At 65.3% G+C, this 26,817-nt stretch carries 25 protein-coding genes; 11 read left to right on the top strand and 14 right to left on the bottom strand.

Annotated elements, in window-relative coordinates:
* Positions 1–7 precede the first annotated feature (7 nt).
* Positions 8–1,312 (top strand): serine--tRNA ligase, encoded by a 1,305-nt coding sequence (gene serS / locus KF871_RS04965; RefSeq protein ID WP_291138997.1) that lies wholly within the window; start codon positions 8–10, stop codon positions 1,310–1,312.
* On the opposite strand, the gene KF871_RS04960 is transcribed toward serS, so the two are convergent.
* The 3 genes from KF871_RS04960 to KF871_RS04950 are packed head-to-tail and all read right to left on the bottom strand — an operon-like array spanning position 1,276 to position 4,021.
* Positions 1,276–2,076: a class II aldolase/adducin family protein gene (locus tag KF871_RS04960; RefSeq protein ID WP_291138995.1), complete on the bottom strand. Its 801-nt coding sequence runs from the start codon at positions 2,074–2,076 to the stop codon at positions 1,276–1,278. The genes serS and KF871_RS04960 overlap by 37 nt on opposite strands.
* Positions 2,073–3,053: a tripartite tricarboxylate transporter substrate binding protein gene (locus tag KF871_RS04955; protein WP_291138993.1), complete on the bottom strand. Its 981-nt coding sequence runs from the start codon at positions 3,051–3,053 to the stop codon at positions 2,073–2,075. The genes KF871_RS04960 and KF871_RS04955 overlap by 4 nt, the downstream gene beginning before the upstream one ends.
* Entirely contained in the window at positions 3,050–4,021 is a 972-nt protein-coding gene (locus tag KF871_RS04950; RefSeq protein ID WP_291138991.1) for a TauD/TfdA family dioxygenase, read from the bottom strand. Before KF871_RS04950 ends, KF871_RS04955 begins: the two co-directional genes overlap by 4 nt.
* 147 nt (positions 4,022–4,168) lie before the next feature.
* On the opposite strand from KF871_RS04950, the gene KF871_RS04945 reads away from it, so the two are divergent.
* Positions 4,169–4,678 carry a MarR family winged helix-turn-helix transcriptional regulator gene (locus KF871_RS04945; protein WP_291138989.1) on the top strand — a complete coding sequence of 170 codons (510 nt, stop codon included), beginning with the start codon at positions 4,169–4,171 and terminating at the stop codon, positions 4,676–4,678.
* Here the strand turns inward: KF871_RS04945 and KF871_RS04940 are convergent.
* The 6 genes from KF871_RS04940 to KF871_RS04915 form a co-directional block, all read right to left on the bottom strand.
* Entirely contained in the window at positions 4,675–5,763 is a 1,089-nt protein-coding gene (locus KF871_RS04940; protein WP_291138987.1) for a TDP-N-acetylfucosamine:lipid II N-acetylfucosaminyltransferase, read from the bottom strand. The genes KF871_RS04945 and KF871_RS04940 overlap by 4 nt on opposite strands.
* Positions 5,760–7,157: a glycosyltransferase family A protein gene (locus KF871_RS04935; protein ID WP_291138985.1), complete on the bottom strand. Its 1,398-nt coding sequence runs from the start codon at positions 7,155–7,157 to the stop codon at positions 5,760–5,762. The genes KF871_RS04940 and KF871_RS04935 overlap by 4 nt, the downstream gene beginning before the upstream one ends.
* Before the next feature lie 138 nt (positions 7,158–7,295).
* Positions 7,296–9,713: a xanthine dehydrogenase family protein molybdopterin-binding subunit gene (locus tag KF871_RS04930; protein ID WP_291138983.1), complete on the bottom strand. Its 2,418-nt coding sequence runs from the start codon at positions 9,711–9,713 to the stop codon at positions 7,296–7,298.
* Positions 9,710–10,195, bottom strand: a complete 486-nt coding sequence (locus KF871_RS04925) for a (2Fe-2S)-binding protein (protein ID WP_291138980.1) — start codon at positions 10,193–10,195, stop codon at positions 9,710–9,712. The genes KF871_RS04930 and KF871_RS04925 overlap by 4 nt, the downstream gene beginning before the upstream one ends.
* 16 nt (positions 10,196–10,211) lie before the next feature.
* Complete coding sequence (locus KF871_RS04920; RefSeq protein ID WP_291138978.1) at positions 10,212–11,066, bottom strand: xanthine dehydrogenase family protein subunit M; 855 nt, start codon at positions 11,064–11,066, stop codon at positions 10,212–10,214.
* A gap of 10 nt (positions 11,067–11,076) precedes the next feature.
* Positions 11,077–11,745, bottom strand: coding sequence for a CoxG family protein (locus tag KF871_RS04915; protein ID WP_291138976.1), 669 nt, complete (start codon positions 11,743–11,745; stop codon positions 11,077–11,079).
* 87 nt (positions 11,746–11,832) lie between these two features.
* Between KF871_RS04915 and KF871_RS04910 the strand changes: the two genes are divergently transcribed.
* The 5 genes from KF871_RS04910 to KF871_RS04890 all read left to right on the top strand — a co-directional run bounded on the left by KF871_RS04910 (position 11,833) and on the right by KF871_RS04890 (position 16,568).
* Positions 11,833–12,585 carry a TetR/AcrR family transcriptional regulator gene (locus tag KF871_RS04910; RefSeq protein WP_291138974.1) on the top strand — a complete coding sequence of 251 codons (753 nt, stop codon included), beginning with the start codon at positions 11,833–11,835 and terminating at the stop codon, positions 12,583–12,585.
* An 87-nt stretch (positions 12,586–12,672) separates the two neighbouring features.
* Positions 12,673–13,743, top strand: a complete 1,071-nt coding sequence (locus KF871_RS04905; protein ID WP_291138972.1) for a C4-dicarboxylate TRAP transporter substrate-binding protein — start codon at positions 12,673–12,675, stop codon at positions 13,741–13,743.
* Positions 13,744–13,808: 65 nt separating this feature from the next.
* Positions 13,809–14,360, top strand: coding sequence for a TRAP transporter small permease subunit (locus tag KF871_RS04900; RefSeq protein ID WP_291138970.1), 552 nt, complete (start codon positions 13,809–13,811; stop codon positions 14,358–14,360).
* Positions 14,357–15,685: a TRAP transporter large permease gene (locus KF871_RS04895; protein WP_291138968.1), complete on the top strand. Its 1,329-nt coding sequence runs from the start codon at positions 14,357–14,359 to the stop codon at positions 15,683–15,685. The genes KF871_RS04900 and KF871_RS04895 overlap by 4 nt, the downstream gene beginning before the upstream one ends.
* A gap of 142 nt (positions 15,686–15,827) precedes the next feature.
* Positions 15,828–16,568: a YoaK family protein gene (locus tag KF871_RS04890; RefSeq protein ID WP_291139245.1), complete on the top strand. Its 741-nt coding sequence runs from the start codon at positions 15,828–15,830 to the stop codon at positions 16,566–16,568.
* A 190-nt stretch (positions 16,569–16,758) separates the two neighbouring features.
* Here KF871_RS04890 and KF871_RS04885 read toward each other — a convergent pair whose 3' ends face one another.
* The 4 genes from KF871_RS04885 to KF871_RS04870 are packed head-to-tail and all read right to left on the bottom strand — an operon-like array spanning position 16,759 to position 20,896.
* A complete protein-coding gene (locus KF871_RS04885; RefSeq protein WP_291138966.1) occupies positions 16,759–17,856 on the bottom strand; it encodes a nitronate monooxygenase in 1,098 nt (365 codons plus the stop codon).
* Positions 17,857–17,864: 8 nt separating this feature from the next.
* Complete coding sequence (locus KF871_RS04880; protein ID WP_291138964.1) at positions 17,865–18,845, bottom strand: tripartite tricarboxylate transporter substrate binding protein; 981 nt, start codon at positions 18,843–18,845, stop codon at positions 17,865–17,867.
* A gap of 21 nt (positions 18,846–18,866) precedes the next feature.
* Positions 18,867–20,027: an acyl-CoA dehydrogenase family protein gene (locus KF871_RS04875; RefSeq protein WP_291138962.1), complete on the bottom strand. Its 1,161-nt coding sequence runs from the start codon at positions 20,025–20,027 to the stop codon at positions 18,867–18,869.
* Between the two features lie 29 nt (positions 20,028–20,056).
* The gene (locus KF871_RS04870; RefSeq protein WP_291138960.1) at positions 20,057–20,896 is read right to left on the bottom strand and encodes an IclR family transcriptional regulator; all 840 of its coding nucleotides are present in this window, start codon (positions 20,894–20,896) and stop codon (positions 20,057–20,059) included.
* Positions 20,897–21,010: 114 nt separating this feature from the next.
* On the opposite strand from KF871_RS04870, the gene KF871_RS04865 reads away from it, so the two are divergent.
* The 3 genes from KF871_RS04865 to KF871_RS04855 are packed head-to-tail and all read left to right on the top strand — an operon-like array spanning position 21,011 to position 24,356.
* Positions 21,011–22,222: a CoA transferase gene (locus KF871_RS04865; RefSeq protein ID WP_291138958.1), complete on the top strand. Its 1,212-nt coding sequence runs from the start codon at positions 21,011–21,013 to the stop codon at positions 22,220–22,222.
* An 8-nt stretch (positions 22,223–22,230) separates the two neighbouring features.
* On the top strand, positions 22,231–23,241 hold the full coding sequence (locus KF871_RS04860; RefSeq protein WP_291138956.1) for a YhdH/YhfP family quinone oxidoreductase: 1,011 nt from the start codon (positions 22,231–22,233) through the stop codon (positions 23,239–23,241).
* Positions 23,238–24,356, top strand: a complete 1,119-nt coding sequence (locus KF871_RS04855; protein ID WP_291138954.1) for a CaiB/BaiF CoA-transferase family protein — start codon at positions 23,238–23,240, stop codon at positions 24,354–24,356. Before KF871_RS04860 ends, KF871_RS04855 begins: the two co-directional genes overlap by 4 nt.
* Before the next feature lie 524 nt (positions 24,357–24,880).
* Here the strand turns inward: KF871_RS04855 and KF871_RS04850 are convergent.
* Positions 24,881–25,462 (bottom strand): hypothetical protein, encoded by a 582-nt coding sequence (locus tag KF871_RS04850; RefSeq protein WP_291138952.1) that lies wholly within the window; start codon positions 25,460–25,462, stop codon positions 24,881–24,883.
* Positions 25,463–25,842: 380 nt separating this feature from the next.
* Between KF871_RS04850 and KF871_RS04845 the strand changes: the two genes are divergently transcribed.
* Positions 25,843–26,742, top strand: coding sequence for a hypothetical protein (locus tag KF871_RS04845; protein WP_291138951.1), 900 nt, complete (start codon positions 25,843–25,845; stop codon positions 26,740–26,742).
* Positions 26,743–26,817 lie beyond the last annotated feature (75 nt).

The raw sequence follows: 26,817 nt of genomic DNA, 5'->3' as shown, positions 1-26,817 counted from the left end.
TTTTCCCATGCTCGACATCGTCCAACTGCGCAAAGACCTCGACGCCGTCGTCGCGCGCCTGACCACCCGCAAGCAGCCCCAGCCTTACCTCGATGTGGAGGCGTACCGCGCGCTCGAGAACGAGCGCAAGTCGCTGCAGACGCGCACCGAGGAGCTGCAGTCGCAGCGCAACAGCCTGTCCAAGCAGATCGGCATGCTCAAGGGCAAGGGCCAGCACGCCGAGGCTGACTCGGCCATGGCCCAGGTGGGAGCCATCAAGTCCGAGCTGGATGCTGGCGCGGCGCGCCTGGAGGTGATTCAGGCCGAGCTGCAGGCCATGCTGATGTCGGTGCCCAATCTGCCGCACGAGAGCGTGCCGGTGGGCAGCGACGAATCGGCCAACGTCGAGGTTCGACGCTGGGGTACGCCCCGCGGGTTCGGCTTCGCGGTGCGCGATCACGTGGACCTGGGCGCCCCGCTGGGGCTGGACTTCGAGACCGGCGCCCTGTTGTCGGGCTCGCGCTTCACCTTCATGCGCGGGCCGATCGCCCGGCTGCACCGTGCGCTCGCGCAGTTCATGCTCGACGTGCAGAGCGGCGAGCACGGCTACACCGAGTGCTACACGCCCTACATCGTCAACCGCGAGGTGCTCGAGGGCACCGGGCAACTGCCCAAGTTCAAGGAAGACATGTTCTGGGTGCTGCGTGGCGGAGATGAAGAAGCCGCCGAGCAGTACCTGATCTCCACCTCGGAAATTTCGCTGACCAACACCGTGCGCGAGCGCGTGCTGGCCGAATCCGAGCTGCCCATCAAGCTCACGGCGCACAGCCCGTGCTTCCGTTCCGAAGCCGGCAGCGCTGGCCGCGACACGCGCGGCATGATCCGCCAGCACCAGTTCGACAAGGTCGAGATGGTGCAGATCACGCACCCCGACAAGAGCTACGAGGCGCTGGAGCAGATGGTGGGCCACGCCGAAGCCATCCTGCAAAAGCTCGAGTTGCCCTACCGCGTGATCACGCTGTGCACCGGCGACATGGGCTTTGGTGCCGCCAAGACCTACGACCTGGAAGTCTGGGTGCCGGCGCAGAACACCTACCGCGAGATTTCGAGCTGCTCCAACTGCGAGGCCTTCCAGGCGCGGCGCATGCAGGCGCGCTTCAAGAACGCACAGGGCAAGAACGAGCTGGTGCACACGCTCAACGGCTCGGGCCTGGCCGTGGGGCGTGCCCTGGTGGCGGTGCTGGAGAACCACCAGCGCGCCGACGGCAACATCGGTGTGCCGGCGGCCTTGAGGCCTTACCTGGGTGGGCTTGAGGTGCTCAGTCCGGTGTGAGGATGCGGGCCAGTAGTCAGGCCCGCCCGACGCAGCATCGCCTCATAGACCTTTCGGGCCCCGCTGGCGTCGGTGGTGACCCGGGAAGCCGGCACCCCCTGCAACACCTCGCGAGGAATCTCGCGGTTGGGCCCGGCACCGGCGTCAGCGGCCAGTTGCACTTCGCAGGCCCGCTGCATTACCCACAGGCGCATGAAGGTGGTCGGTAGATCGGGCCCCACCACCAACAGACCATGATGGCGCAGCACCAGGTGATTGCGCTGCCCCAACGAAGCCACCAGATGCGGTTGCTCCTCGCTGCGCGTGGTGACCCCCTGGTAGTCGTGGTAGCCGACGTCGTCGACCAACATGGCGCTGTAGAAGTTGTCGTGGCGCAGCCCTTGCTCTTTGCACGACACCGCACAGCCGGCCGTGGTGTGCACATGCATGATGCAGTGCGCGTCCGGTCGTGCTGCGTGGATGGCGCTGTGGATGACAAAGCCCGCTCGATTGACGTCGCCCGCATCCGCATCGCGGCGCTGACCGGCAAGGTCAATCGCCACCAGGTTGTTGGCCGTGACTTCGGCGTAGTGCAAACCAAACGGGTTGATCAGGTAGCTGGCTGCCTCGTCAGCTGCCTGTGGCAGGCGCAGCGTGATGTGGTTGAAGATCAACTCTGTCCAGCCCAGCCAGTCGAACAATCGGTAGCACGCGGCCAGCTCCTCCCTGAGCCGCGCCTCCTCTTGTGTCCAAGTCAGCGCCGCGGCCATCACCTCGGCGCTCATCCGGCCTTCAGACCCAGTGTGCGAACGAGCGCACCCAGGCGTTCTCCGTCGCGTGCAATCAGCTCGTTGAGCGCGGTCACACCCATCGGATTGCCTTCGACACCCATCTTCAGCAAGGTGGCGCGACCGTCGGGGGTATCCAGCACCTGATTGATGTCGGTGTTGAGGCGCTGCACGAGGTCGGTTGGTGTGTGCCTGGGTGCAGCGATGGTTTGCCAGGCCTGCACATCGATAGCGGGGTACAGCTCGACCACGGTGGGCACGTCGGGCATGGCCGCCAGACGGCGCTTGGCCGCCACGGCGATCACGTTGATCTTGCCGGCCGCGATGTGCGGCGCTGCCGCCACCGCATCGAGGAACATGAAATCGATGCGGCCGGTGATGAGGTCGGTCAATGCCGCCATGCTGCCCTGATAGGGCACGTGAGTGGCGCTTACCTTCTCTTCGCCCTTGAGCATTTCAACCAGCAGGTGGTGCATGGTGCCGGTGCTGGGCGAGCCGTAGTTGAGCTGACCTGCACGGGCGTGCATCAGGCCCACCAGGTCGGCCATCGATTTGACGGGCAGATCCTTGCGGGTCACCAGCAGCAGGCTCACCGACCCGATCATGGCCACGCCGACAAAGTCGGCCGGCACTGCAGGGGGCGAGGTGAACATGGCCGGTGAGATCGCCAGCGTGGTGCTGGTGGCCACCATCAGGTTGTAGCCATCGGCCGGGGACTTGGCGACAACGCTGGCCCCCAGCAGTGTGCCGGCGCCTGGCCGGTTCTCCACCACCAGTGGCTGACCCAGGGCGGGCCGCAACCTCTCTGCGACAAGGCGGCCGAGCGAGTCGGTGAGTGCGCCGGCGGGGAAGGGCACCAGCAGCTTGATGGGGCGATCGGGGTAGCTGCCTTGTGCCATGGCGGGCCAGGCATGGCTGGCCAGCACCATGGGTAGGGTGGCCTTGAGCATCCAGCGCCGTTGGCGGTTCATCATGCGATCTCCTTCACGTGGCGTTCGAACTCGCGCGTGGGACGCTTGGCGGTCACGCGCACGTTGTGCCCATCGGGCAGGGCGTCCACGCCTTCCTCCGGGGTGTAGGCACCGGTCACACCGATCTCCGCATCACCGGCCACTGTTACCCGGTTCATGGTGCGGCGCTGAGGAAAGTAGTCGTGGGGGGCGTAGTGCTGGGTTGAGCGGTTGTCCCACATCACCACGGTGTTGGGGGCCCATTTCACGCGCAGCTGAAACTCCGGAATCTGGGCCCGCCCGTAGAGGTAGTTCAGCAGCATCTGGCTCTCCTCGTCCTTGAGGCCCTTGATGTAGGTGGTGAACTGTGCATTGACATTGATCAGGCGCCGACCCGTCACCGGGTGAATGCGCACCACTGGGTGGGACGGGCTGGGGAACTCGCGCTCGAGTTCGCGCAGCCGACGCTGGTGGCCCTCGCTGCTGGTGAACAGTGGCCGCCAGGGTTTGAAGTCGTGCACCGCTTCCAGGCCATGGATGTATTGCTTCATGCGCTCGGACAGGCCCGTATAGGCTGCCGTCATGCTGGCGAACAACGTGTCACCGCCGTACTCGGGCACGACCAGCGAGCGCAGAATCGTGGCGGCCGGAGGCGCCATGCGGAAGGTCTCGTCCGAGTGCCACTGATCGGTGAGGGCCGGTGGGTTGTCCGCCGAATAGTCCAGCACGATCACCTCGCGCTGGTCGTCCAGGTTGGGGCTGAAGGGGTGGATGGACAGCTCGCCGAACAGGCGAGCAAACGTCTTCTGCTGGTCGAGCGTGATGTCCTGATCGCGAAACACCAGCACTTCGCGCTCAACGAACACGGCATGCAGTTGCTCGAACTGTTCGGGTGTCAGGGGCTGGCGCAGGTCGAGTCCGCGGATCTCCGCGCCGATGTTGCCGCCCAATCGAATCACCTCGAAGCCGACGCTCGGGTGGGATGAAGTCATGCTTGTCTCCGGGGTATTGCGGAGTGCGCATTCTTCGACCCGCCTCGACAATGATTGAAAGAAAACATGCCCCGGAATAACCCTTGTGACGCCGACGCACCCACGCGAACTGGGTCGCGTCTGGGCGCGCCCGAAGGACTGGGCGACATGCTGCTTTACCGCTTGAATCAGTTGCGCGCGGTGGGCGGTGGCATGGTGTTGCGCTACTGCGAGGGGCGCTTTGGCGTCACTCGCCGCGAGTGGGTGATGCTCGCGATGCTGAGTTCCCAGGCGCGGGTGAATTCGTCCGAGCTGGCCGCGCGCGCGCACCTCACCCGTTCGGCGACGTCCAAAGCCATCATGGCCATGGCCGCCAAGGGTTTGATCGAACGTCAGGCCCTGCCTGGCAACCGGCGGGTGATCGAGATCCGGCTCAGCGAGGCGGGACGACGGCTGTACGAGCAGATCCTGCCCTTGGTGGAAGGCGTCAACCGCGAGCTCATGTCATCGCTGTCGCCGCAGGAGGTGGACGCATTGGACGGCATGCTCGATCGGCTTCAGGAGCAAGCCGATGTGATGGCGGTTCACCTTGCGCAGTTGCCGCGGGCGGACCGCCGGCGAGGCGGCACGCGCCGAGTTGGCCTGCGAGAGCCAGGGGACGGTGAGTTCGGGGCCTAGTGCTGCGCGCTCTGGTCGAAAAGCGTTGCCAGCCCCTGTACCAGACGTTGCTCGCTGAACATGTCTTGCGCCAGCCGCATGTTGTGCTGGCGTGTGGCCTCGTCGAGGCGTTCGGCGCGAAAGTTGTGGAGCTCGTGCAGGACGAAGCCCATGTCGCTGAGGTGGCGGTGCAGGCTCTGGTTGGGCCGCATGTAGATCTGCTTGCCCATGCTCAGCAGGCTCACCGCGTTGCCCAGTGCCTGCTGGCGGTTGTGGTGCAGGATGGCGATGTCGATGCCGCGCAGGAAGCGCGTGTACTCGGCCAGCGGCAGGAACTCGGTCATCGCATGAAAGTGCTCGCCGAACAGGCCACGGCCGTTGCGAACAACCAGCTCGCGGTAGGCCGCGTCGCCATACGACAGCGGGCAGTGGATGTGCATGCCCTCGCGCCAGTGTGGCGCAATGCGTGCAAAGGCCTCGAGGTGGCAGTTCGACTCGGTGGCCGAATTGCCGATCAGGATGCCGAGCTGGCCGTCGTCGGCCGGCGGTGAGTCGATCACCGGCACCGCCAGGTTGGTCGGGTACAGCACACAGATGTGGCGCTCGCCGCCCAGACCGAACATCGAGCGGGCCAGGTCCATGTCGCCATGGATGCCGATGGCACCGGCGAACTGGCTGATGACGGTGCGCCGCATCAGCCGCTCGTGTTCGTCGCGCGTGCCGTTGCAGGCCTCGTCGTAGAGGTCGCCGCCCCAGATCGCCCAGCGGCATTTGCGCGCCAGCGAGGGCAGGGCGTAGAGCAGGCGCACCACGCGCTCGGACCACAGACCATGGATGACGATGCGCTCGGCCGCAAACATGGCCTCGAGCAGGCGCGGCTCGTCGCTGTCGTCACCGATCCAGTCCAGCGGTTGATCGGCGCGCAGGTTGAAGGCTTGTTGCGGCCGGCTCAGCAGACAGAAGCGGTGCTCGCGCACGTCGAAGTGCCTGCCCACGAAATCGACGAAGGGCGCGATGAATTTGTCGGGCAGCATCAGGTGCAGCACGCGCGCCGGCGCGCTGGCGCTGGTGGCCACAGGCTGGGCCTGGATGGCGGTGGCGCTCATGCGGGCACCTCCTCGGCAGCGGCACCCGGGGTGACTCCGGTGTCGGTTGCTGCGGGGGCGTTGCCCGATTCGATCACCAGCACGTCGCCGCGCTGTCCTTCGCGGCGGGTGAGCAGCTCGGGCACCAGTGCCGGTATCTCGGTGCCGGCCACGGCGATGCGCGTCGGGTTCAGGCCTGCCATCACCAGGCGGGGCTGGCTCAGGTCGAGGTGAGGCGCCAGCGCGGCCAGTGCCACCACCGGTTGTGGGGTGCTGTTCCAGGCGGCCGGGCCCAGGTGCACCGCGTCGAACACCTCACCGTCGAGCGTGCCGAGGTCCGGCAGGCGCGCGGTGTGTGCCTCGAAGCTCACCTCGCTCCAGCGGGCACCGTCGCCGGTATCGAGGGTGTGCAGCTGACCGTTGGCGGCCGCCACCAGCAGACGCAGCGCGGGCTGGTGCGCGTCGTCACCCAGCACCAGCACGCGGGCACCGGGGTGCTGGGCGAGCCACTGCCACCAGTCCCACAACAGACTGGGGTCCAGCGCGCTGAGTTGATCGGGTTCGAGCCCGGACAGCAGCGATGGCACTTGCGCACACAAGCGCGCCGCCAGCCATGGGTTGGCGGTGCGCGCATCGGTCGTCGTCGCCTCATCCGTGACGACTTGCTCGGGTTCATCCACGCGAGGCAGTGGGGGTTTGTCGAGCACGATGCGCGCGCATTCGCGCTGGCGGGGCGACGACAGGGCGTCGGCCTCGCCGGCGATCTGGTGGTGCGATTGCGGGTTGCTCTCGGTGTAGCAATAGGCGCGCACCGGCAGATAGCGGTAGCGCCGGGTCTGGTCCAGCACCGGGTAGGCAATGGCCAGGTCGCAGGCAGCGTCGAGCCAGCGGCCGTCGGGGTACTGGAAGTAGCTGGGTGGCACGCGGGCGAGCAGCTCGGCGCGGAAGCTGAACAGGTGGCTGCTTTGCCAGGGCTGCTTGCGCGGGGAGACGTAGCGGTTCAGTGGCCCGTTGCTGCCGAAGCGGCCCGCGTCGCTGAGGTAGTTGGTCCAGACCACGTCCTCGCCCTGGCGGTAGGCGGCGTCGAGCTGTTCGAGCACGGTGATGTCGATCAGCAGGTCGTCCGCGTCGACCACCGCGACCGCGCGGTAGTGCGGTGCCATGGCCCGCAGGTGCACGCTGGCGTTGTGGGCCTTGCCCATGCGTTGCGGGTTGCGTACGAACTGGTGGCGACCCGGCAGCCATTGCGCCAGCAAGGCCTGGGCGCGCGCGTCCGTGCCGTCGGTGGAGGCGTCGTCCACAAACAGCAGGTGCACGCCGTCCAGGGTCTGGCGTGCGATGGAGCGGATGTGGTCCTCCACATAGGCCGCGCAGTTGCGGCCGGTGGCGAACACGAGCATGGGGTGGCGGTCCATGGGGCAGGCAAACGGTCGGATTCGCCGGCGCAATGCGCCGACGCTTCAGGCAGTTTCGCAGGCACCGCGCGCCCAGGTGCGCGAAGAAGCGGGGCGGAAACCCGCCAGTTCCGGCGACTGGCGGCCCCCCGGGCGGCCTCAGCCGACCTTGCCCAGCGCGCGCAGGACTTTCTCGGGCGTGATGGGTTGCGAATGCACGTGCACGCCGAAGGGCGACAGCGCGTCGTTGATCGCGTTCATCACCGCCGCAGGCGCGCCGGCGGTGCCCGCCTCGCCCGCGCCCTTGGCGCCCAGCTTCGAGCTGCGCGTGGGGGTCATCACGTGTGCCACTTCGATGTCGGGCATCTCGGCCGACATGGGCACCAGGTAGTCGGCCATGTTGGCGTTGAGCATGAGGCCGGCGTCGTCGTAGAGGCACTCCTCGAACAGGGCACCGCCAATGCCTTGCACGATGGCGCCCCGCATCTGCTCGTCCACCAGCATGGGGTTGAGCACCCGGCCGCAATCTTCGACGGCCCAGTGCTTGAGGAGCTTGACGAAGCCGGTGTCGGGGTCGACCTCCAGGTAGGCGGCTTGCACACCGTTGGTGAAGATGAAGGGGTAGTCGCGCTGCGCGTAGTGGCGCGTCACCATGAGCTCGGGCGTGAAATCGCCGGGCAGTGTGTCCGAGCGGAAGTACGCCACCCGACCCAGTTCGGCCAGGGGCAGCAAGGCCTCGCCCGAATCCGCGTCCACGATCCGGTCGCGGCGCACCATGAGACCCGCGACGTCGCGTTGGAGGATCACCGCCGCCACCTTCAGGATGTTGTCGCGCAAGGCCTGACCGGCCAGCAGCACGGCCTCGCCGCCCACCCCGGCCCCGCGCGATGCCCAGGTGCCGCCGCCATAGGGCGTGACGTCGGTGTCGCCGGTGATGATCCGCACCTTGTCGATGTCCACCCCGACGGCGTCGGCCGCGATCTGGCGGTAGATGCCTTCGGTGCCCTGGCCCTGCTCACCGACGCCGATCAACACCGTGATGTCGCCTTCCGGGTCGAGCCGCACCGTCGCGCCGTCCTGCGAGGCGATGCGGGCGCCGCCCACGCCATAGAACGCCGCGCTCGGGTTGGTGAGTTCGATCACGGTGGCGAAGCCGATGCCGCGGTGAATGCCCTGCTTGCGCAGCGCGGCCTGCTCGGCCCGCAGGGCGTCGTAGTTCATCAACTGGCGCAGCTTGCGCAAGCTGGCTTCGTGCGATAGCACCTCGAGCTTGATGCCCGACGCCCCGGTGGCAGGATAGGCGTCGTCGGGGATCACGTTGCGCTCGCGAATGAGCAGGGGGTCCATGCCGATCTTCTGCGCCGCCAGATCGACCAGGGCCTCGGTCACCGCGCAGGCGATGGGGTGGCCCACGCCGCGGTACTGGCAGGTCGGCGTCTTGTTTTGGAACACCACGTTGAGCTGTGCGCGGTAGTGCTTGTGCTTGTAGGGGCCACCGACGAGGTTGACGACCTGGTTGCCTTCGATCGCGCTGGTGCGCGGGAACATGGAATACGGCCCGATGCCAGTAAGGTCGTCCATGTCGAAGCCCAGGATCTCGCCGTCGTTGTTGACCGCGATGCGGGCTTTTACGCGGTGGTGGCGCGCGTGGATGTCGCTGGTGAAGCTCTCGAGCCGATCGGCCACGAACTTGACCGGGCGAGCGAGCAGGATGGACAGCGCCACGGTGGCGAAGTCGTCGGGGTAGGCGTGCACCTTGATGCCGAAGGAGCCGCCCACGTCCTTGCAGACCACGCGGATGCGGCCGGCGGGCAGGTCGAACTGGCGGCCATACAGGTCCTGCATCATGTGCGGCGCCTGGAACGAGTGATAGACCGTGAGCCGCTGCTCGGCCGGGTTCCAGTGTGCAATCTGTGCGCGCGGCTCCAGCGTCACGCCGGTGTGGCGCCCGAACTCGAGCACGGCTTCGGCCACCGCGTCGGCCTCGGCAAACACGCGGTCCACATCGCCCACGTCGAGGCGGCGGGTGAAGCACAGGTTGTCGCCGAGCTCGGGGTGGATCAATGGCGTCGCTGCGTCCAGTGCCGTTTCCATGTCGGTGGCCAGCGGCAATTCTTCGTAGTCGACCACGATGTGCTGCAGCGCGTCTTCGGCCTCTGCCCGGGTTTCGGCCACCACGGCCACCACGGGTTCGCCCTGCCAGCAGGCGCGATCGATCGCCAGCGCGTATTGCGGCGCGGACTTCATGCCGGCCAGGTGCCCCAGCGTGGCCACCCAGGGCTTGCAGACCTTGGCGAGGTCGTGACCGTCGGCGACCAGCACCACACCCGGCATGGCGCGCGCGGCATCGGCGTGGATGCGCTTGATGCGCATGTGGGCCACCGGGCTGCGCCAGAAGGCCACATGGGCCATGCGCGGCAGCTCGATGTCGTCGACGTACTGGCCCAGGCCCTGGGTGAGGCGTTCGATGCCGCCGCGCGGCACGGATGCACCGATGTAGCGCTGGTCTTCGGTGACCGGGGCCACTGGCGCTTCGGTCTGGACGCCGGGCTCGAGGCTGACGATGTCGCGCTTCATGCCGCGTTCTCCTTGCGCTGTTGCAGCACGTCGCAGATGGCGTCCACGATGGCGTGGTAACCCGTGCAGCGGCAATAGTTGCCCGATATCCATTCGCGCACCTCGGCGCGCGTCGCCTCGGGTCGCGTTTCGACCAGCTCCCTGGCCGCCATCAACATGCCCGAGGTGCAGAAGCCGCACTGCAATGCGTTGCGGGCCACAAAGGCCTGCTGCAGGTCGCGGATCGCGCCGCTCTGGCTGAGGCCTTCGACGGTTTGCACGCTGCCGCCATCGGCCTGAACCGCGAGCGTCAGGCAGCCCCGGACGATGTGCCCGTTGAGTTCGACGGTGCAGGCGCCGCACACGCCGTGCTCGCAGCCGAGGTGACTGCCCTTGAGGCCGAGGTCCTCGCGCAGGAAGTCGACCAGGTGGGTCCGCGGCGCAATGCTGCAGCGGTGCGTCTGGCCATTCACGTTGACCTGGATGGGGTAGCTGTCTGCCATGGGGTCTCCTCTTGCGTCAGGCGTGGGCGCTGGCCAGCAGGCGCTGCAGCAACACACCCGCCAGGTGTCGCTTGGTGTCCGGGGTGTTGGTGAGGTCGGGCAGGGGGTCGATCTCCTCGCGCAGGGTGGCGACGGCCTGGTCTCGCGTGGCCGCATCGGGCACCTTGCCTTGCAGCAGTTGCTCGGTGCGTCGTGCGCGCCATGGCGTCGTGGCCACGCCCATGAACGCCAGCCGCACGTTCGACAGGGCGTTGCCCTGGCGCTGGGCCGACGCGGCCAGGCCCACGATCGCGTAGTCGCCGTGGCGGCGGGCCAGTTGTGCCATGCCGTGCCATTGGTGTGGTGACGCCAGCGGCAGGTCGCAGGCGGTGACGATCTCGTCGGGGCGCAGCGCCGTGCTGTAGAGGCCGGTGTAGAAGTCGTCGCCGGGAATGTGGCGCTCCCCCTGTGGGCCGCGTACGACCACCGTGCCACCCAGGGCCAGCAGACACGCCGGCCATTCGGCGGCCGGGTCGGCGTAGGCGATCGAGCCGCCCCAGGTGCCGCTGTTGCGGATGGCGCGGTGCGCGATGTGGGGCGCCGCATCGCTCAGCAGGGGCGCGTGGCGCCGGACCAGCTCGCTGTCTTCGATCTGTGTGTGCGTGGTCAGTGCGCCGATGCGCAGGCTCTGCTCGCGCACCTCGATGCCGCGCATTGATGAGAGGCCGGTGATGTCGATGACCACCGTCGGCTCGGACAGGCGCATGTTCAGCGTGGCCATGAGCGTCTGGCCACCCGCGAGCACGCGGGCGTCGTCGCCATGCTCGCCCAGCAGCGCGATGACCTGATCGACCGAGGTGGCCTTGATGTAGTCGAATGCGGCGGCTTTCACCTCTGTCTCCTCAAAACAGGACCGAACCGATCCACACCCCGAAGCCTGTGGACAGGGCGCCGAGGACGAACCAAAGGACGCGCACGCCTTCACCGGTGGCGGGCGAAGCGGGTGGCGTGTCGGGCCGGGTGGCGTGGGCAGCCGGGGCGATCGATGGGGCGGCCGCTGCAACGGCTGCTGCGGCGGGGCCTGCCTGTCCGACGTCGGCGTTGGCCGCCGCCGCAGCGGCGTCTGCCGCTTTGGGCATGAGCTCGGCCTGGAAGGTGCCGAAGAACTGGTCGGCCATCTGTTTGGCGGCGGCGTCGATCATGCGCCCCCCCACTTGCCCCAGCTTGCCGCCCACCGATGCTTGCGTGGTGTAGCGCAGGCGGGTGCCGTCGCTCTCGTCGATCAGCAGCACCACCGACTGGCCCCTGGCCATGCCGGCCGCGCCACCGGACCCCTCGAACTGCAGCGTGCAGCCTTCGCCTGCGCGCACATCGAGCAAGCGGATGTGACCAGTGAACCGTGCACGCACAGGCCCGACCTTGACGGCGACCCTGGCGGTGCGCTCGGTATCGCTGATCGCCTCCATCCCTTCGCAGCCGGGGATGCAGCGGGCCAGCACGGCCGGGTCGTTGAGCGCGTCCCAGACCCGCGTGCGCGGTGCGGCGATGAGGATGTCTCCGTTGAGTTCCATTCGAATTTGACCCCCGGGTTTCCACCGGTGTTTTTGTTTACCAGACGGTCAACAATGCTAAGACTCATTGACCGGCCGGTAAATAGCGTGCGCATCCAGACAAACCCTGACCAGCGCGAGGCCTCCGACAGCAAGGCCGCCGAGGCCGCGCCGGCGCGGCGCCGGCTGAGCGTTTCCGAGCGCGAACGGCAGATCGTGGACGGCGCCATCCAGTTCTTTGCGTCCAATGGATTCGGTGGGCAGTTGCGTGATCTGGCCAAGAGCATTGGCGTCACGCACGCCTTGCTGTACCACTACTTCCCAACCAAGCAGGCCTTGATCGACCGCGTCTACCTGGACGTGTTTGAAGGGCGATGGCGCGACAGCTGGGACCAGTTGCTCGACGACCCCGCAATGGCGGTCGAAGACAAGTTCACCGCCTTCTATGCCGACTACGTGAACAACGCGTTGTCGCGCGAATTCGTACGCATCCTCATGTTCTCGGGGTTGATGGACCACACCATCACCGACCGCTTCTTCGCGATGCTGCGCGAGCGCCTGTTCCCGAGGCTGATCCGGGAGACGCGCCGCTTTCGCGGCTCCACCTCGCGCGCCCGGCCGAGCGAGCGCGAGCTCGAACTGCTGATGGGGCTGCACGGCGGCATGTACTACATCTCGATCCGTCACTGGATCTACGGGCAGGACGTGCACAGCGAAGCGGTGCACGACACCTGCGATGAAGCCCTGGTGCGAGACCACGTCCGTTCCTACCTGATGGCCAGCAGTGCGCTGCTGGGCGCGCCCGCCACCACGGCGCGCCCGGGTGCGAAGCGCAAGCCGGCCGCCGGCAAAACACGATAGGGAGACCGATCACCACCGGACCACAAGGCGGGTCCATCTGCCAACCCGGCTCACAGAGCCGCCCCAAGAAAGAAGGAGACAACGCGCATGAAACCCACACAGTTCGCGATGGCTGGCCTGCTGGCCATGGGCGTCGGCCTGGCCGCCGTACCCGCCGCTGCCCAGCAGCGCATCACGGTCAACATCGGCTCCAGTCACCCCACGACCAACATCTGGGTGCACGCGATGAAGGAGGTGTTCCAGCCCGAGGTGGACCGCATCCTCAAGGCCGGCGGCGGCAAGTACGAGGTGCGCTGGCGCGAAAACTACGGCGGCACGCTCTACAAGTTCACCGACACCCGCGCAGCGGTGCGCGACGGCATCGTTGACGTGGGCATGGTGGGCACGGTCTGGGAAAACTCGGCCATGCCGCTGCAGAACGTCACCTACTTCACGCCGTTCGCGACCACCGATCACGAGCTGTTGATCCAGATCTTCGACAAGCTCAACACCACGGTGCCTGCCTTGCGCGACAGCTGGGCGGCACAGAACATGGTGCCCCTGTCCTCGCTGATCACCGACAGCTACGACATCTACGCCAACTTCCCGGTGCGCACGCTGGCCGACCTGCAGAACAAGAAGATCAATGCGCCCGGCACATCGGCCAACTGGCTGCGCGACACCGGTGCCACGCCGGTGGACGGTGCCTTGACGACCTACTACACCAACATCCAGACCGGCGTGACCCAGGGCGCGCTCTCGTTCGCCAGCGGCATCGGGCCCGCCCGTGTGTACGAGGTGGCCAAGCACCTGACCCGCGTGGACATCGGCTCGATGTACTTCGGCAGCGTGGCCACCAACAAGAAGTTCTTCGACGGCCTGCCCAAGGACGTGCAAGACGCCTTCGTGCAAGCGGGCAAGGCCACGTCCAAGGCGCATGGCGAGCACGTGAGCAAGGTGGCCAAGGCGGCAATGGACACCATGAAGGCCGCCGGCCTGCAGGTGGCCGATCTGCCGGCCGCCGAGAAGGCCAAGTGGGTCAACAGCCTGCCCAACATCGTGCAGCCCTGGTTGCAGGCCACGGGCGAGAACGGCAAGGCCGTGCTCAAGGCCTACTTTGACGAGCTGCGCGCGCGCGGTGTGAAGCCGTTGCGCGACTGGGACGCCCAGAACCGCTGAGCGAGGACGACGCCTTGCGCCCGACGCTGACGTGACGGGCGCAAGGCCATTGACAAGGGCGAACCGTGCACACCCATTCAGAACGCTCCGCCGACGCAGCGGCGAGCCCGACACATCCCCTGCAGGGCATCGCGCGCGTGCTCGCGGCCATTGGTACGGTGTGGATCTTTCTGCTGATGCTGATGGTGGTGGCCGACGTGGTCGGCCGAAACTTTCTCGACAAGCCCATCACCGGGGTGGCGGAGTTTGCCGCCCGGTCCGTGGCCTCCATCGTGTTTCTTCAACTGGCGGCCGCCATCTGTTCTGGGCGCATGACGCGCAGCGACTTCCTGCTGCGCTTCATCGCGGCCAGATCCATCCGGGCGCTGCGTGTGCTGGAGCTGGCCAGTGCGCTGCTGGGTGCACTGATGTTCGCGGCGCTGGCCTTCATTGCCTGGCCGGAGCTCAGCCAGGCCTGGCAAAGCGATGAGTTCTTCGGGGTGCAGGGCGTCTACACCGTGCCCACCTGGCCCTTTCGCGCACTGATCGTGGGCGGCTCGATCATGGCGTCACTGGCCTACCTGATGCAGTTGCCGGCGCTGTGGCGCCATGCCGGCGAGTTCGGAGAGCCGACATGAGCGATCTCGGCTTCGGCGCCGTGCTGATCGGCGCCCTCGTGGTGCTGGTCCTGCTCGGCGTGCACATCGCCGTGGCGCTGATCGGCATCGGCTTTGCCGGCATCTGGCTGATGCGCGAGGACATCGAGATGGCCATGCGGCTGCTCTACCTCTCGGCCTACAACGGCGTGGCCGACTACATCTTCGCGACCATTCCGCTGTTCGTGCTGATGGGGTTGTTGGTGTCGGTGTCCAACGTGGGCAAGGACACCTTCGACGTGGCCGAGACCTTGCTGCGGCGGGTGCGGGGCGGGCTTGGCGTGGCCACCGTGGCGGCCAACACGGTGTTCGCGGCGGTCACCGGCGTGTCGATCGCGTCGGCCGCCGTGTTCACGCGTGTGGCCGTGCCCGAGATGGCGCGCCATGGTTACCGCACGGCGTTTGCAGCAGGCACCGTGGCCGGCAGTTCGGTGCTGGGCATGATGATTCCCCCCAGCCTGTTGATGATCATCTACGGCGTGCTGGCCGAGCAGTCGATCGGCACCTTGTTCATCGCGGGCGTGATCCCGGGGTTTCTGCTGGCCGCGGCGTTCGTGATCCTGATCGTGTCGATGGCGGTGTTCGCGCCGGGCAGGGTGTTCGACCTGGAGAAACACCGCGCCCTGGCGCTTGAGCGCAGCACGGGCCCGTTGCTCAGCGGCACCCAGATGGTGGGCAAGCTGGTGCCGATCGTTGCGCTGGTCGTGCTGGTGCTGGGCGGTCTGTACAGCGGCTACTTCACGCCGACAGAAGCGGGGGGCATTGGTGCCTTTGGCGCCTTGCTCGTGGCCCTGGCACGGCGCAGCCTGGGGCAGGGCCGCTTCTGGCGCGTGCTGCACGAGACGGGCAGCGTGTCGGTCACCATCCTGATCCTGCTCATCGCCGCCAGCTTCTACAGCCGCATGCTGTCGGTGGCGGGCGTGCCCGTTGCGATCAGCGACCTGGTGCAGGACGCCGGTCTGGGGCACTACGGCTTCCTGATGATCTACGTGCTGATCGTGCTCTTTCTGGGGATGATCCTGGACTCGAGCTCGATCCTGTTGATCATGACCCCGGTGGCGGCTCCGATCGCCGCCGACCTGGGCTTCAACCTGATCCAGTTCGGCGTCTTGACCGTGCTGGCCGTCGAGATCGGTCTGCTGACACCGCCGTTCGGCATATCGGTCTTCACGGTGAAGTCCACACTCAACGACCCGAAGGTGTCGGTGGAAGCCATCTTCGGTGGCACCTTGCCCTATGTGGCGGTCATGTTGCTGGTGCTGGCGCTGGTGGCGGTGTTTCCGGCGCTCTCGCTGGCGTTGATTTGAGCGGAGGGGCAACGCGAGCGGCAGGGCGAGTGGCCACATGACCCCGTTTGAAGGGCCACCTGGTGGCCAGTAGAGGCGGTCGAAGGCGGTCGGTCAAAATGACCGCCTTCGAGGTTCATGCATGGAGCCAGCGAGTCCGTCGATGCCCACAAAATATGCCCGCTTTCTGGTTGGTCGCGAGCGAACGGTCGAGGCCAATCGCCACCTTGGCTGGTTGCTTGCGTTTGTGGCGGGAGCGATCAATGCAGGTGGCTTCCTGGCCGTGCACAAGTACACCTCGCACGTGACAGGGATGGTGTCGGCGGTGGCAGACCACCTTGTTCTGGGGCATCTGCAGCTGGTGGTCGATGCCGCCGTGGCCGTTCTGGCATTCCTGCTGGGCGCAATGTGTTGTGCAATCCTGGTCAACTTTGCGCGGCGCAAGGCAATGGCCAGCGAATACGCCTTGCCCTTGCTGCTGGAGTCGGCACTCATTCTTTGCTTTGGCCTGATGGGCGCCTGGCTTTCAACTTACGAGGGTCTTCTGGTGCCCTTCACCGTGGTTCTGCTCTGCTTCATCATGGGCCTACAGAATGCGACGGTTACCAAGCTGTCCGGCGCGGTGATTCGTACCACGCACATGACGGGCATCGTGACCGACCTGGGTATCGAGCTGGGCAAACTGATCTACTGGAACACCGACCGAACCTCGGCACACCCTGTTCGGGCGGACCGCGATCGTCTCAAGGTGCTCGCAGGTCTGTTGTTGGCCTTCCTGCTGGGCGGCTTGTCGGGCGCGTTCGGTTTCAAGCAATTTGGGTACGGCTTTACCGTTCCGGTCGCAGTGCTTCTGGCCGTCATATCGCTGGTGCCGGCATGGGATGACCTGGGCGGGCAACGCTGAAGGGTCCATTGCCCCATCTGGCTCCCCGCCAGGGTGACCATCGCGGCCGCTGCACCACAGGGGCTTCGACATCGCTGGTGGCGAGCGTGGGTCGTACCGAAAGGGTTTGATCCGGCTCGGTCGCGTGGAGGGCGACGTCACCGCGCCGCAGCGCGCAAAATCGATCGCCGTCACCATCGAGCGCGTCGGATCAGACCGGGGTCGTCGTTCTGGCGAAGGTGTTCAAGTTCTGCCAGGCGCCATCCAGCTCGTGAACCAGCGTCGCCATCTGTTGGGCGACGGTTGTCTCGCCCCGGATGCCAAACACACTCTGTCCGGCCGCTTCATAGATGAGGCGCCGGTCGTTGTGCTCGTGAATCGAGGCGAACACGTCGCCGGCCAGGGCTTGCTGCAGCGGCATGTCCAGTGCCGCTGGCGCGTTGGGCTCGCCCCAGGCATCGATCCAGTCGCTGCGCACGACACGGCAGGGTTTGCCGCTGTGGGCGCGGGTAATCACCGTGTCTTCGCTTCCGCTGGCCACCAGGCGTTGCATCAGCGCCGACGGCGTGTGGTTCTCCTTGGCGGCCATCCACAAGGTGCCCAACCAGGCGCCTTGGGCACCCATGGCCAGACTGGCCAGCACCTGGGCCCCGGTCGCGATGCCCCCGGCGGCCAGCACAGGCCGATGGCCAGCCATGGCGACGATCTGCGGTACCAGCGACATGGTGCCCACCGGGCCGGTGTGCCCGCCCGCGTCGTAGCCCTGTGCAACCAGCACGTCAACGCCCATGTCCAGCGCCTTGCGCGCGTGCCGCACTGACCCGATCAACGAGAACGTGACCTTGCCGCGCCGCCTGGCCTCATCGATCAGTTCCGAACGCAAGCCGATGGCGGTCGCCACGCCCAGGGCGTTGGAGTCGAGCACCGCGCGGATCTGGTCTTCGAACATCGCCTCGGAGCGGACCTGCGTGGTGAAGAAGCTGGGCTTGGTAGGCGGGGCAACGCCGAAGCGCTCGCGAAGCCCTTGCACGTAAGCCACGTGCGCTGCCGGCAGGCTTTGCTGCACGGTCTCGATGCTTGCTGCTTCAGGCACGCGCGAAGGCAACATGAGGTCGATTCCGTAGGGAAGCGACTGCAGCCTTGTCTCCACGTCGGCAATGATCCCGGGAATCTCGTGCGGCAGTTCGCGCGCCAGCCCCAGGATGGGAAATCCGCCGGCCTCGGCGATCGCCACCACGACGTCCGGCGAATGCGAGAAGCCGAAGATCGGGTGGCGAATGCCCAGCGTTTCGCAGATCGGGGTGCGCATCGGGCGAATCAGTTCGGCTCGATGCCGGCCTGCTTGATCACGCGGGCCCATTTGGTGGCTTCCTTCGCAACGAAGGCGTCGAATTCCGGGGCGGTTTGCGGAGCGAGCTCCATGCCCAGACCTTTGAACTTGTCCTGCACGTCGCGCATGGCCAGGATCTCCAGCACGTCGGCAGAGAGTTTGCGCAGCACGGGGTCGGGGGTGGCGGCAGGCGCCACGAAGCCGAACCAGGTGCCGACTTCATAGTCGGGAAGTTTGGCGGCTTCTGCCACCGTGGGCAGATCGGGCACGGCCGTGGCGCGCTTGCCGGTGGTCACGGCCAGCGCGCGCAGCTTGCCGGTCTTGATGTGCGGGAGTGCGAGCGCAGCGGTCAGCGGCATCATGTCGACCCGCCCTGCCAGAACATCCGTCAGCGCATCGGGCTGACCCTTGTAGGGCACCTGCGTGAGCTTGATGCCGGCTTCCTGCGCCAGCAGTTCGCCCGAGAGGTGGTTGCTCGTGCCCATGCCGGCGGTGCCATAGGTCAATGGTTGTGCGTTTGACTTGGCCAAGGCGACAAACTCGGCCATGGTCTTGGCCTGCACACCCGGATTGACGACCACGATGTTGGGCACGATGCCGACGCCAGCAATGGCCTTGAAGTCGCGCACCGGGTTCCAGGTGACGCTCTTTTGCAGGCTGGGCAGGACGGCGTGACTCGGGCTGACCGCCAGCAGGGTGTACCCATCGGGTGCTGACTTGGCGACCATGTCGGTGGCGATGGCGCCACCGGCGCCAGGCTTGTTCTCGACGATCACGGGTTGACCCAGGCGGGTGGACAGCTTGTCGCCCACGGTGCGCGCGACCGTGTCGACGATGCCGCCGGCCGAGAACGGTACGACGATGCGCACGGGGCGATTGGGAAAGTCCGATTGCGCCAGCGCACCCAATGGGGTGCTCAACGCGACGGCGGTGAGGGCAATCGTCAGGTAGGTGTTTGTGGTCTTCATGCGTTGTCTCCAGTGGTGGTTTCAGGTATTCACAGCCGCTGCCGCCAGGGTTCGCTTGGCGATGTTGGAAAGGTGAATCTGGGTCGTGCCTTCGTAGATGCGGAACACACGTACATCCCGATAGAAGCGTTCGGCCACGTTGCCGGCCATATAGCCCGCGCCGCCAAACACTTGCACGGCGCGATCGGCAACCCGACCGCACATCTCGGAGGCAAACAGCTTGCACATCGAGGCTTCCATGGTCACGTCGCCGCCGGCGTCGCGTTTGCGGGCCGTCTCCAGCAGGAGGGCGCGGGCGGCATGCACCTCGGTGTTGCTCTCGGCGATCATTTGTTGCACCAGCTGGTGTTCGCCGATGGCTTGTCCGCCTTGTTGGCGGGTGCTGGCGCGCTGGGCCATTTCCTGCACCAGTCGGATCGCGGGGCCGATGCACAGGCCGGCCAGGTTGATGCGCTGCTTGTTGAGCGCGCGCATGGCGGTGCGAAAGCCTTGCCCCTCCAGGCCGCCGACGATGGCGCTCTCATGCACGCGCACCTTGTCCAGCACCACCTCGCCGACGGGTGAACCATGCTGGCCCATCTTGCGCGGTGGTGGGGGTGTCGACAGCCCGGGCGTGCCTCGCTCCACCAGAAACGCCGTGATGCCGTTGGCCCCCCGCCGCTGGTCCCCGGTGCGTGCAAAGACGGTGAAAAGGTCTGCCAGCGGCGCGTTGGTGATGAAGCACTTGCGTCCGGTGATGACGAAGTGATCGCCGTCGCGCACCGCGACGGTGTCGAGCGCGGTGGCGTCCGAGCCCGCTTGCGGTTCCGTCAGCGCGAAGCACCCGGTGACGCGTCCGCTGGCGAGCTGTGGCAGGTACTTGTCCTTTTGCGCGGGTGTTCCGTCCACCACCAGGGACTCCGACGCAATGCCGGTGTTGCCACCGAAGCGTGCGCGAAAGGTGGTGGCCACCTGCGACACCTCCATGTTGACAAGCGAGAGCTCCTCACTCGTCAGGCCAGCGCCGCCGTAGGCCTCGGGAATGCTGTGGCCGAACAGACCCACCTCGCGCATGCGCTGCACCAAGGCTTCGGGGATCTGGTCGTCGATGTCGATCTGTTCTTCCAGTGGCAGGCATTCGTTGCGAACGAACTCGCGCACATCGGTCAGCAAACGGGCAAAGGCGTCGGGGTCTCGGATCATGTCTCTCTCGGGGTGGAAACTCGGTGTTGTCAGCGCAGGCCCTGCGCGAATTCGATCTGGCGCACGGCGTCCTTGAGCAACGGAACGACCTCGCGCACCAGCTTGTCGCGCTGAATGCGGTAGGCCGCCAGCGTGCAGTTCATGGCCAGTGGTGCTTCGCCATGGCCTTGCGGCATCGGCACCGCCACCGCATGGATGTCCTTCTGCCAGTCGCCACGCGACAGGCAAAAGCCTTCGGCGACGTAGCGTTTCTGATCGGCTTCCCAGGTCGGGCGAAATCGATCGAACAGTTCGCGGTCCTGCACCTTCAGGTAGTTCAGTAGTGCGGTGCGCTCCTGCCTCTGGCCGGCCAGGATCAGGGCGCGGCCAATCGCCGACGACAACAAGGGGCGCGAGCTGCCAATGTCCGGCAGGTGCTGGTTGCTCGTGTCGGCCCGCACCGAATCGATGTAGACCACGTTGCCGCGATCGCGCACGCCGAGGTTGACCGTGCAACCTGTCTGGCGGGCCAGCGCCTCCATGACGGGTTTGGCCAGTTGGCGAACGCGCATGCTGGCCAACAGGGGATGCCCAAGGGACAGCACGCCGGGCCCCAGCCGGAATTTCTGCATCAGCGGATCGCGGGCGAGATAGCCCAGCAACACCAGCGTGTACGTCAGGCGGGACACCGTGGGTTTTGGCAGGCCGGTGCGGTCGGCGATCTCGCGATTGCCCAGCAGCGGATGGCTCGCGGTGAATGCGCGCAACACCTCCAGTCCGCGCGCCAGGTTCATCGAGAACTGGCGATCGGCCGACAGGTCGTGCGGATTGACGAGGCCCGAGAGGGTGATGGTGGACACGGTGCGCGGCGGGGTTGGTCTGGTGGTCATGATGGGTTGGAGGTTCAGGGGTGTGAAGCCACTGTTTCGCTGTGCGAAACATTTGGTTCACATGCTGCCACCGCTCTGGCACAACCGCGTCATTCATTGACACGAGACCTGCACGTGAATCCGACCCTTGCATCGCCAGGCGCCCTCAGCGGGGTGCGCATCCTTGACATGGCCACCGTTCTGGCCGGCCCGTTCGGCGCCACCTTGTGCGGTGATCACGGCGCTGACGTGGTGAAGCTGGAACTGCCCGATGGCAGCGACGCCCTGCGCCAGATGCAGCCCGTGAAGGACGGCAAGGCCTTGTGGTGGAAGGTGGCCAACAGAGGCAAACGCGGCATCACGCTGGATGTGCGAAAGCCCAAGGGTCGTGAGCTGTTGCTGTCGATGCTGCCCAACTTTGACGTGCTGGTGGAGAACTTCCGCACAGGCACCATGGACCGCTGGGGACTGGACATTGAGACGCTGCACCGCGCCAATCCGCGCCTCATCGTGGTTCGACTTACCGGGTTTGGACAGACCGGGCCGTACAGCAGTCGTCCGGGCTTTGCGCGCATCTTTGAAGCCATGAGCGGCTTCACCAGCTTGACGGGCATGCCCGGCGGTGCACCCATGCACAGCAACTTCCCGGTCGGTGACGCGGTGGCAGGGCTGTTCTGTGCGTTCTCGATTGCGGCCGAGGTCGCCCGTTTGCGAGGTGACCCGACGGCGCCCGGGGTCGAGGTCGACCTGTCTGCCACGGAAGCCTTGTTCCGGGTCCTGGATCCCCTGGCGGTTGAGCATGAGCAACTCGCTCAGGTGCGTCCACGCACCGGCAACCGAACGAGCTACACCGCCCCGTCCAACATGTACCAGAGCGCCGATGGCGTCTGGTTTTCGCTGGTGGCTTCCTCGCAAGGCACATACGTGAGGCTGTGCGAAGCGGTCGACCGTCCCGAATGGATCACCGACGAGCGCTTCGCGACGAACCCGCTGCGGGTCAGGCACATCGATGCACTGGATGATGAGTTGGCGAGCTGGTTCCGGGCGCGCAGTTTCGATGACATCGCCGAGCGTCTGGAGCGGCACGAAATCCCGTTCAACAAGGTCTACACCATCGCCGACATCGAGGCCGATCCGCACTTTCAGGCGCGCCAGGCCATCGTCCGGCTGGCAGACCCGGACTACGGCACGCTGCCCGCACCGTGCATCGTGCCGAGGATCGTCGGACGCGAGCAGCCCTTGCCTCGCAGCGGGCCCGGCGTTGGCGAGCACAACCAGGATGTGTATGGCCAACTTGGGCTGGATGCGCAGACCCTGGACGGGCTGCGCGCAGAGGGCGTGATCTGAGGCCGCCCATGCCTGCAGCAACCACCGAATTCACTGCATTGAGAACCCATCAAGAGGGTGGGCGCGTCTGGTCTCGCCTTGAGCGTGTTCGACTGGATGACCTGAGTGAAGGCGAGATCGTTCTGCGTGCGCGGCATGCGGGGGTCAACTACAAGGATTGCCTGGCAATGCTGGGGCGGGCCAAGATCGTGACCGCCTTTCCGCGTGTGACCGGTATAGAAGTGGTGGGCGATGTGCTGACATCCAGCGACGCCCGGTTTGCGCCAGGCGACTCCGTGTTGGTGCATGGCTTTCAGACTGGCATTGCCTTTGATGGTGGCTTTTCCGAAATCGTGCGGGTGCCTGCCGGCCATGTGCAACCGGTCCCGGATGGGCTGGGCGTCTTTCACACCGCGTTGCTGGGTGTGCCGGGCTTTACGGTGGCCATGGCTTTGGAACGCTTCGAGCAACTGGGCTTGAAGCCGGACGATGGGCCGGTGGCTGTTTCTGGCGCCACGGGTGCGGTCGGTTTGATGGCCATCGCCATCCTCTCCCGCGCAGGGTGGTCAGTCGTGGCACTCACCCGGCGCATGGCGCAGTCGCAGGTCTTGCGCGAGCTTGGTGCGACCGAGGTGTTGGACATTGGCCAGTGTGCGTCTTCTACGCGACCATTGGAGAAGACCCGATTCGCCGCGGCGATCGACAACGTGGGTGGCGCCGTCCTGTCGTGGTTGCTGCGCTCCATGCGGGACGGCGGATGCGTGGCCTCTGTGGGCAACGCGTCGGGCAACGCCTTTGATGGCAGCGTGTTGCCGTTCATCGTGCGCCGGGTGCAGTTGTTCGGCGTGGTCGCCAACGCACCCTGGCCGCAGCGTTTGCGCTTGTGGCAACGGCTGGCATCGGATCTGAAGCCCGACTTCACGACCTTGATGCCACACGTGCATCAGATCGGCCTGCACGATCTGTTGATTCACGCCGAGCAGCAGCTGCGCGGCGAAGCGGGCGGGCGGACGATGGTCCGCTTCGGTGCAGAGCCATGAAGCGTGGACCGCTGGCGGGTCTTCGCGTGATCGAGATGGAAGCCATCGGCCCGGTGCCCTGGGCCGGCATGATGCTTGCCGACATGGGGGCAGACGTGGTGCGCATCGACCGCCCGCACGCGCCCAGCATGGGCATGCAGCGCGATGAGCGGTTTCAGATCACCGGTCGTGGCAAGCGCTCGGTGTTGGCCGACCTCAAGACGGAGCACGGCCGCAACCGCGTTCTTGAACTTGTCGAGCAAGCTGACGTGCTGATCGAAGGTCTGCGTCCCGGCGTCATGGAGCGTCTGGGATTGGGCCCGGACGATTGCTTTGCACACAACCAGTCACTCGTGTACGGCCGCATGACCGGATGGGGGCAAAGTGGGCCTCTGGCCCACACCGAGGGGCACGACATCAACTACATCGCGGCCGCCGGCGTGTTGGGCAGTATTGGCCAGGAGGGCTTGGCGCCTACGGTGCCCTTGAACCTGATCGGCGATTTCGGTGGCGGTGGCATGCTGCTCCTGGTGGGCGTCCTGGCGGCATTGGTCGAAACACGAAAGAGCGGCAAGGGGCAGGTGGTTGATGCGGCGATGGTCGATGGCGTGCTTGCCTTGATGGCGCCCATCCTGGGGCAATGGCAGGCCGGCGAGTGGATCGATCGCCGCTCTTCGAACTGGTTGGACGGGGGGGCGCCGTTCTATGGCACCTACACCACCGCCGACGGACACCATCTTGCGGTCGGCGCCATCGAACCTGCGTTCTACAAGGCGTTGATCAAAGGGCTGGGACTGCAAGAGGCCGAACTGCCCGGGCAGCACGACAGACTTGCCTGGCCGCAGATGCGTGAGCGGTTTGCTGGCATCTTCAGAAGTCAGACGCTTGACCATTGGCTTCGAGTTTTCAACGGCGCGGGCGCCTGCGTTACCCAGGTGAGTTCGTTGTCGGCGCTATCAACGCATCCGCATCTTGCGGCGCGTGGGAGCCTGCAGGTGGTGCATGGTGTGCTGCAACCCGCTCCAGCGCCCCGCTTCTCTCGCACGCCATCTGCCATCGGCGGACCGCCGCTTGCTCGCGCATCGACGGAAGGGGCGGCAGATCGCGTCTGGGGCTCACGCGACAGTGAGGCGTGAGAGGGCGCTGGTTGGCCCGACGAAAGTGGCCGGTATCGGAATATATCGAGCGCCTAGCAAGTCCCCATCGCACAGCCACCAAGCGTCCCGCCGTGGAATCCGCCAACAAAAAGGCCCCTGCATTGCAGGGGCCTCGGAATCGCTGGCGGAGAGAGAGACTGCTTGGTTGGGGGTGCAGGCCGTATCACGCTGTTCCGGATCGCGCGCCAGTCAGCAAGTCTTGGCTGTCACCATCTGCTCGCGCCGTCTCACCACAGTTTGCCCAATCGCGTTATCTACGATGGGTGAGGAGATGGGGAGCAAGGCTTCCTCAAGAAGTTCGACGTGGGAGCGAGGGCCGACAAGAGATGCAGGACGTATGGCGCATGGGAGCGGCTGTACCGCAAGTGGAATAGGCAGTCCTCTAGCGTACTGGTTTTGCACCTGCCGCAGCTTCGCGAGTTTCAAGACGAGAGCGAAAAGTTAGAGCGGGCAACAGCGTAGCTGGGTGTTACCCAACACCGCGATGCCCGATGCCCGGGCAATCAGTCACTCCATTCGAAGCACTTTGTGCGTTCGATGAACATTCTTAGGATGCTGTCGCAGAACCCAACTAGCTGGTGATCGCGGAAATTCTCAGCAGACTTGGCACCATGAAACAAGTTGCATCGAACTAAGTACACGGCTCGTAGTACCTGCGGCCAACTCGGCACGGTACCGCTTGTCCAACCGACGGGTTGATGCTTGACCCGAGCCAGGGTGACTTTCTTGAAAAGAGCGTCGCGGCCATATCGATAGAAAGCGTCCCTTCCAACCTTCTTGCGAACATCTCGTACGTTCAATATTGGAAACATCTTTGCGAATTCAACGACGACGCTGCGAAACTCGGGGGCCTCGGCGAGGAGCTGGTTGTATGCGGCTACCATTTTGACTTGCTCTGCTATGGCATTGATCATTGCTGAATCAGTTTCAGCCTCTGTGACGCACTCCATCCATCCGTTGAACGCCATCCAAACGTGCGCAAACGAGGAGAACGTCGATCGCTGCTCGTCGTTTGCTTCGACGAGCTTCCGTGCCAGACCCGCAGCCTCGGGATCAAGGTGCAGAAAATTGCCAAAGTTGATCATGAGGACCTCAAGACTGTTTGGAGCTAGCTTACTGTGATGTGCGTTGGCTGGCGGCTTCAAGTTGAAGTCGCATGGCTCCTTCTGCAACTAAGACCGGCCCGGCCTTGTAAGAACAATGGGTGAACTCCATCGCCGGTCTGCGGCGCTAGACTGCAAGCAGATTGCGCAATATGGTCACGCTCACATCAATACAGAGGCATAGACTGCAGCTTCACGCCGCTCGCTGGATACATTGGGGTCACAGCAAGGCGTGGACAAGATTGCGCACAGGCTACACGACGCACTATGAACCCGTCTTTGTGGCGCATCTGTGTGCAAGCCTCAGTTGCCTCGCTACACCATGGCGTGCGGAGCTTCGGCAGATCGACCCCAATGCTCAGTTGAGCATTAGCTCCGTTTTCACGCATCAGCGGCCCTACATCACTTACGCCAATGGCGGCGCTGCACAGCAGTGTGAATTGTCCGACGTGATGATCGCGCTGATAGACCGGACCAACCCTTCAAACATCCGATCAAGGTGCATTTTTGTGCAGGCAAAGAGGGACGACTCTCAGACGATTACGCTTGCTCAGAGCAATGACCTAGTTCAACTGCACTTGTATGCGCAGCGGCCGTCCTTTGATGTCAAGCGCAGGGATGCGCCGAAGTCGATCCGGTTTCCTGTAGTGGCGTCTGACACAGCCTTGAACTACGGAATCACGCCACCGACCGATATACGGAAGAGGGTGGCCCCAGCGAACTGGGGGCTTGATCGCTGGAAGCTGGCCCACAACTTGAGTGGGTACGCGGGCTCAGTGATCGCTGCGACCGTCCCCCTGCAAGAGTTGCTTGTAGATTTTCTCGTGGGAAACACTGGATTCGATTTCGTTCTATCTTCGCCTGCGGCCAGCTGGCGTGATTTGGAACGTTCAGGGGATAGCTGGTCTGCCCTCATCAACTTCATTCTTGAAGATGCAGTGAGCTCTAAATCGCCAAGGTATGCGTCCGCGATATGGCCTAAGCGCAGCGATGGCGGTAGATCATTGGCGCTCACCACGATTGACTCTCATGGGGTGCCATGTGTCACCGTCAACGAGCTTTCCACTAGCGGTGACTCGCCTACGCCGACATATGGGATGACCCTCTTCAACAATGTCGAGCAACACTCTCAGTCAGAGCAGGAGCCGCCACACAACGATCCCCCGCGTGACAATGGCGAGCGTGGTGGCGATGAATGGGGGGGCATGAGCGTTGTTGTCATGGAGATGTCGGCGCGCGACGATCAAGCTGGCGGGGACTGACGCAGAAACCTATTGATCTGTTTCTCGACGTATCGCTCCTTCATCGTCCAACGTCCTCTCGGGGTTAGTTGGACT

Source organism: Hydrogenophaga sp. (genome assembly GCF_019635465.1).
Classification (GTDB): domain Bacteria; phylum Pseudomonadota; class Gammaproteobacteria; order Burkholderiales; family Burkholderiaceae_C; genus Hydrogenophaga.
Note: the sequence above shows the minus strand (reverse complement) of the source record. Positions and strands in the feature narration are given on the sequence as shown.

Bases quoted from the DNA above. Each gene is read 5' to 3' on its own strand.
- KF871_RS04870 (WP_291138960.1), bottom strand. From the start codon at position 20,896: ATGACCACCAGACCAACCCCGCCGCGCACCGTGTCCACCATCACCCTC.
- KF871_RS04850 (WP_291138952.1), bottom strand. From the start codon at position 25,462: ATGATCAACTTTGGCAATTTTCTGCACCTTGATCCCGAGGCTGCGGGT.
- KF871_RS04890 (WP_291139245.1), top strand. From the start codon at position 15,828: ATGCCCACAAAATATGCCCGCTTTCTGGTTGGTCGCGAGCGAACGGTC.
- KF871_RS04905 (WP_291138972.1), top strand. From the start codon at position 12,673: ATGAAACCCACACAGTTCGCGATGGCTGGCCTGCTGGCCATGGGCGTC.
- KF871_RS04885 (WP_291138966.1), bottom strand. From the start codon at position 17,856: ATGCGCACCCCGATCTGCGAAACGCTGGGCATTCGCCACCCGATCTTC.
- KF871_RS04915 (WP_291138976.1), bottom strand. From the start codon at position 11,745: ATGGAACTCAACGGAGACATCCTCATCGCCGCACCGCGCACGCGGGTC.
- KF871_RS04945 (WP_291138989.1), top strand. From the start codon at position 4,169: ATGCTGCTTTACCGCTTGAATCAGTTGCGCGCGGTGGGCGGTGGCATG.
- serS (WP_291138997.1), top strand. From the start codon at position 8: ATGCTCGACATCGTCCAACTGCGCAAAGACCTCGACGCCGTCGTCGCG.
- KF871_RS04930 (WP_291138983.1), bottom strand. From the start codon at position 9,713: ATGAAGCGCGACATCGTCAGCCTCGAGCCCGGCGTCCAGACCGAAGCG.
- KF871_RS04895 (WP_291138968.1), top strand. From the start codon at position 14,357: ATGAGCGATCTCGGCTTCGGCGCCGTGCTGATCGGCGCCCTCGTGGTG.
- KF871_RS04955 (WP_291138993.1), bottom strand. From the start codon at position 3,053: ATGATGAACCGCCAACGGCGCTGGATGCTCAAGGCCACCCTACCCATG.
- KF871_RS04860 (WP_291138956.1), top strand. From the start codon at position 22,231: ATGCCTGCAGCAACCACCGAATTCACTGCATTGAGAACCCATCAAGAG.
- KF871_RS04925 (WP_291138980.1), bottom strand. From the start codon at position 10,195: ATGGCAGACAGCTACCCCATCCAGGTCAACGTGAATGGCCAGACGCAC.
- KF871_RS04855 (WP_291138954.1), top strand. From the start codon at position 23,238: ATGAAGCGTGGACCGCTGGCGGGTCTTCGCGTGATCGAGATGGAAGCC.
- KF871_RS04950 (WP_291138991.1), bottom strand. From the start codon at position 4,021: ATGACTTCATCCCACCCGAGCGTCGGCTTCGAGGTGATTCGATTGGGC.
- KF871_RS04940 (WP_291138987.1), bottom strand. From the start codon at position 5,763: ATGAGCGCCACCGCCATCCAGGCCCAGCCTGTGGCCACCAGCGCCAGC.
- KF871_RS04960 (WP_291138995.1), bottom strand. From the start codon at position 2,076: ATGAGCGCCGAGGTGATGGCCGCGGCGCTGACTTGGACACAAGAGGAG.
- KF871_RS04880 (WP_291138964.1), bottom strand. From the start codon at position 18,845: ATGAAGACCACAAACACCTACCTGACGATTGCCCTCACCGCCGTCGCG.
- KF871_RS04935 (WP_291138985.1), bottom strand. From the start codon at position 7,157: ATGGACCGCCACCCCATGCTCGTGTTCGCCACCGGCCGCAACTGCGCG.
- KF871_RS04875 (WP_291138962.1), bottom strand. From the start codon at position 20,027: ATGATCCGAGACCCCGACGCCTTTGCCCGTTTGCTGACCGATGTGCGC.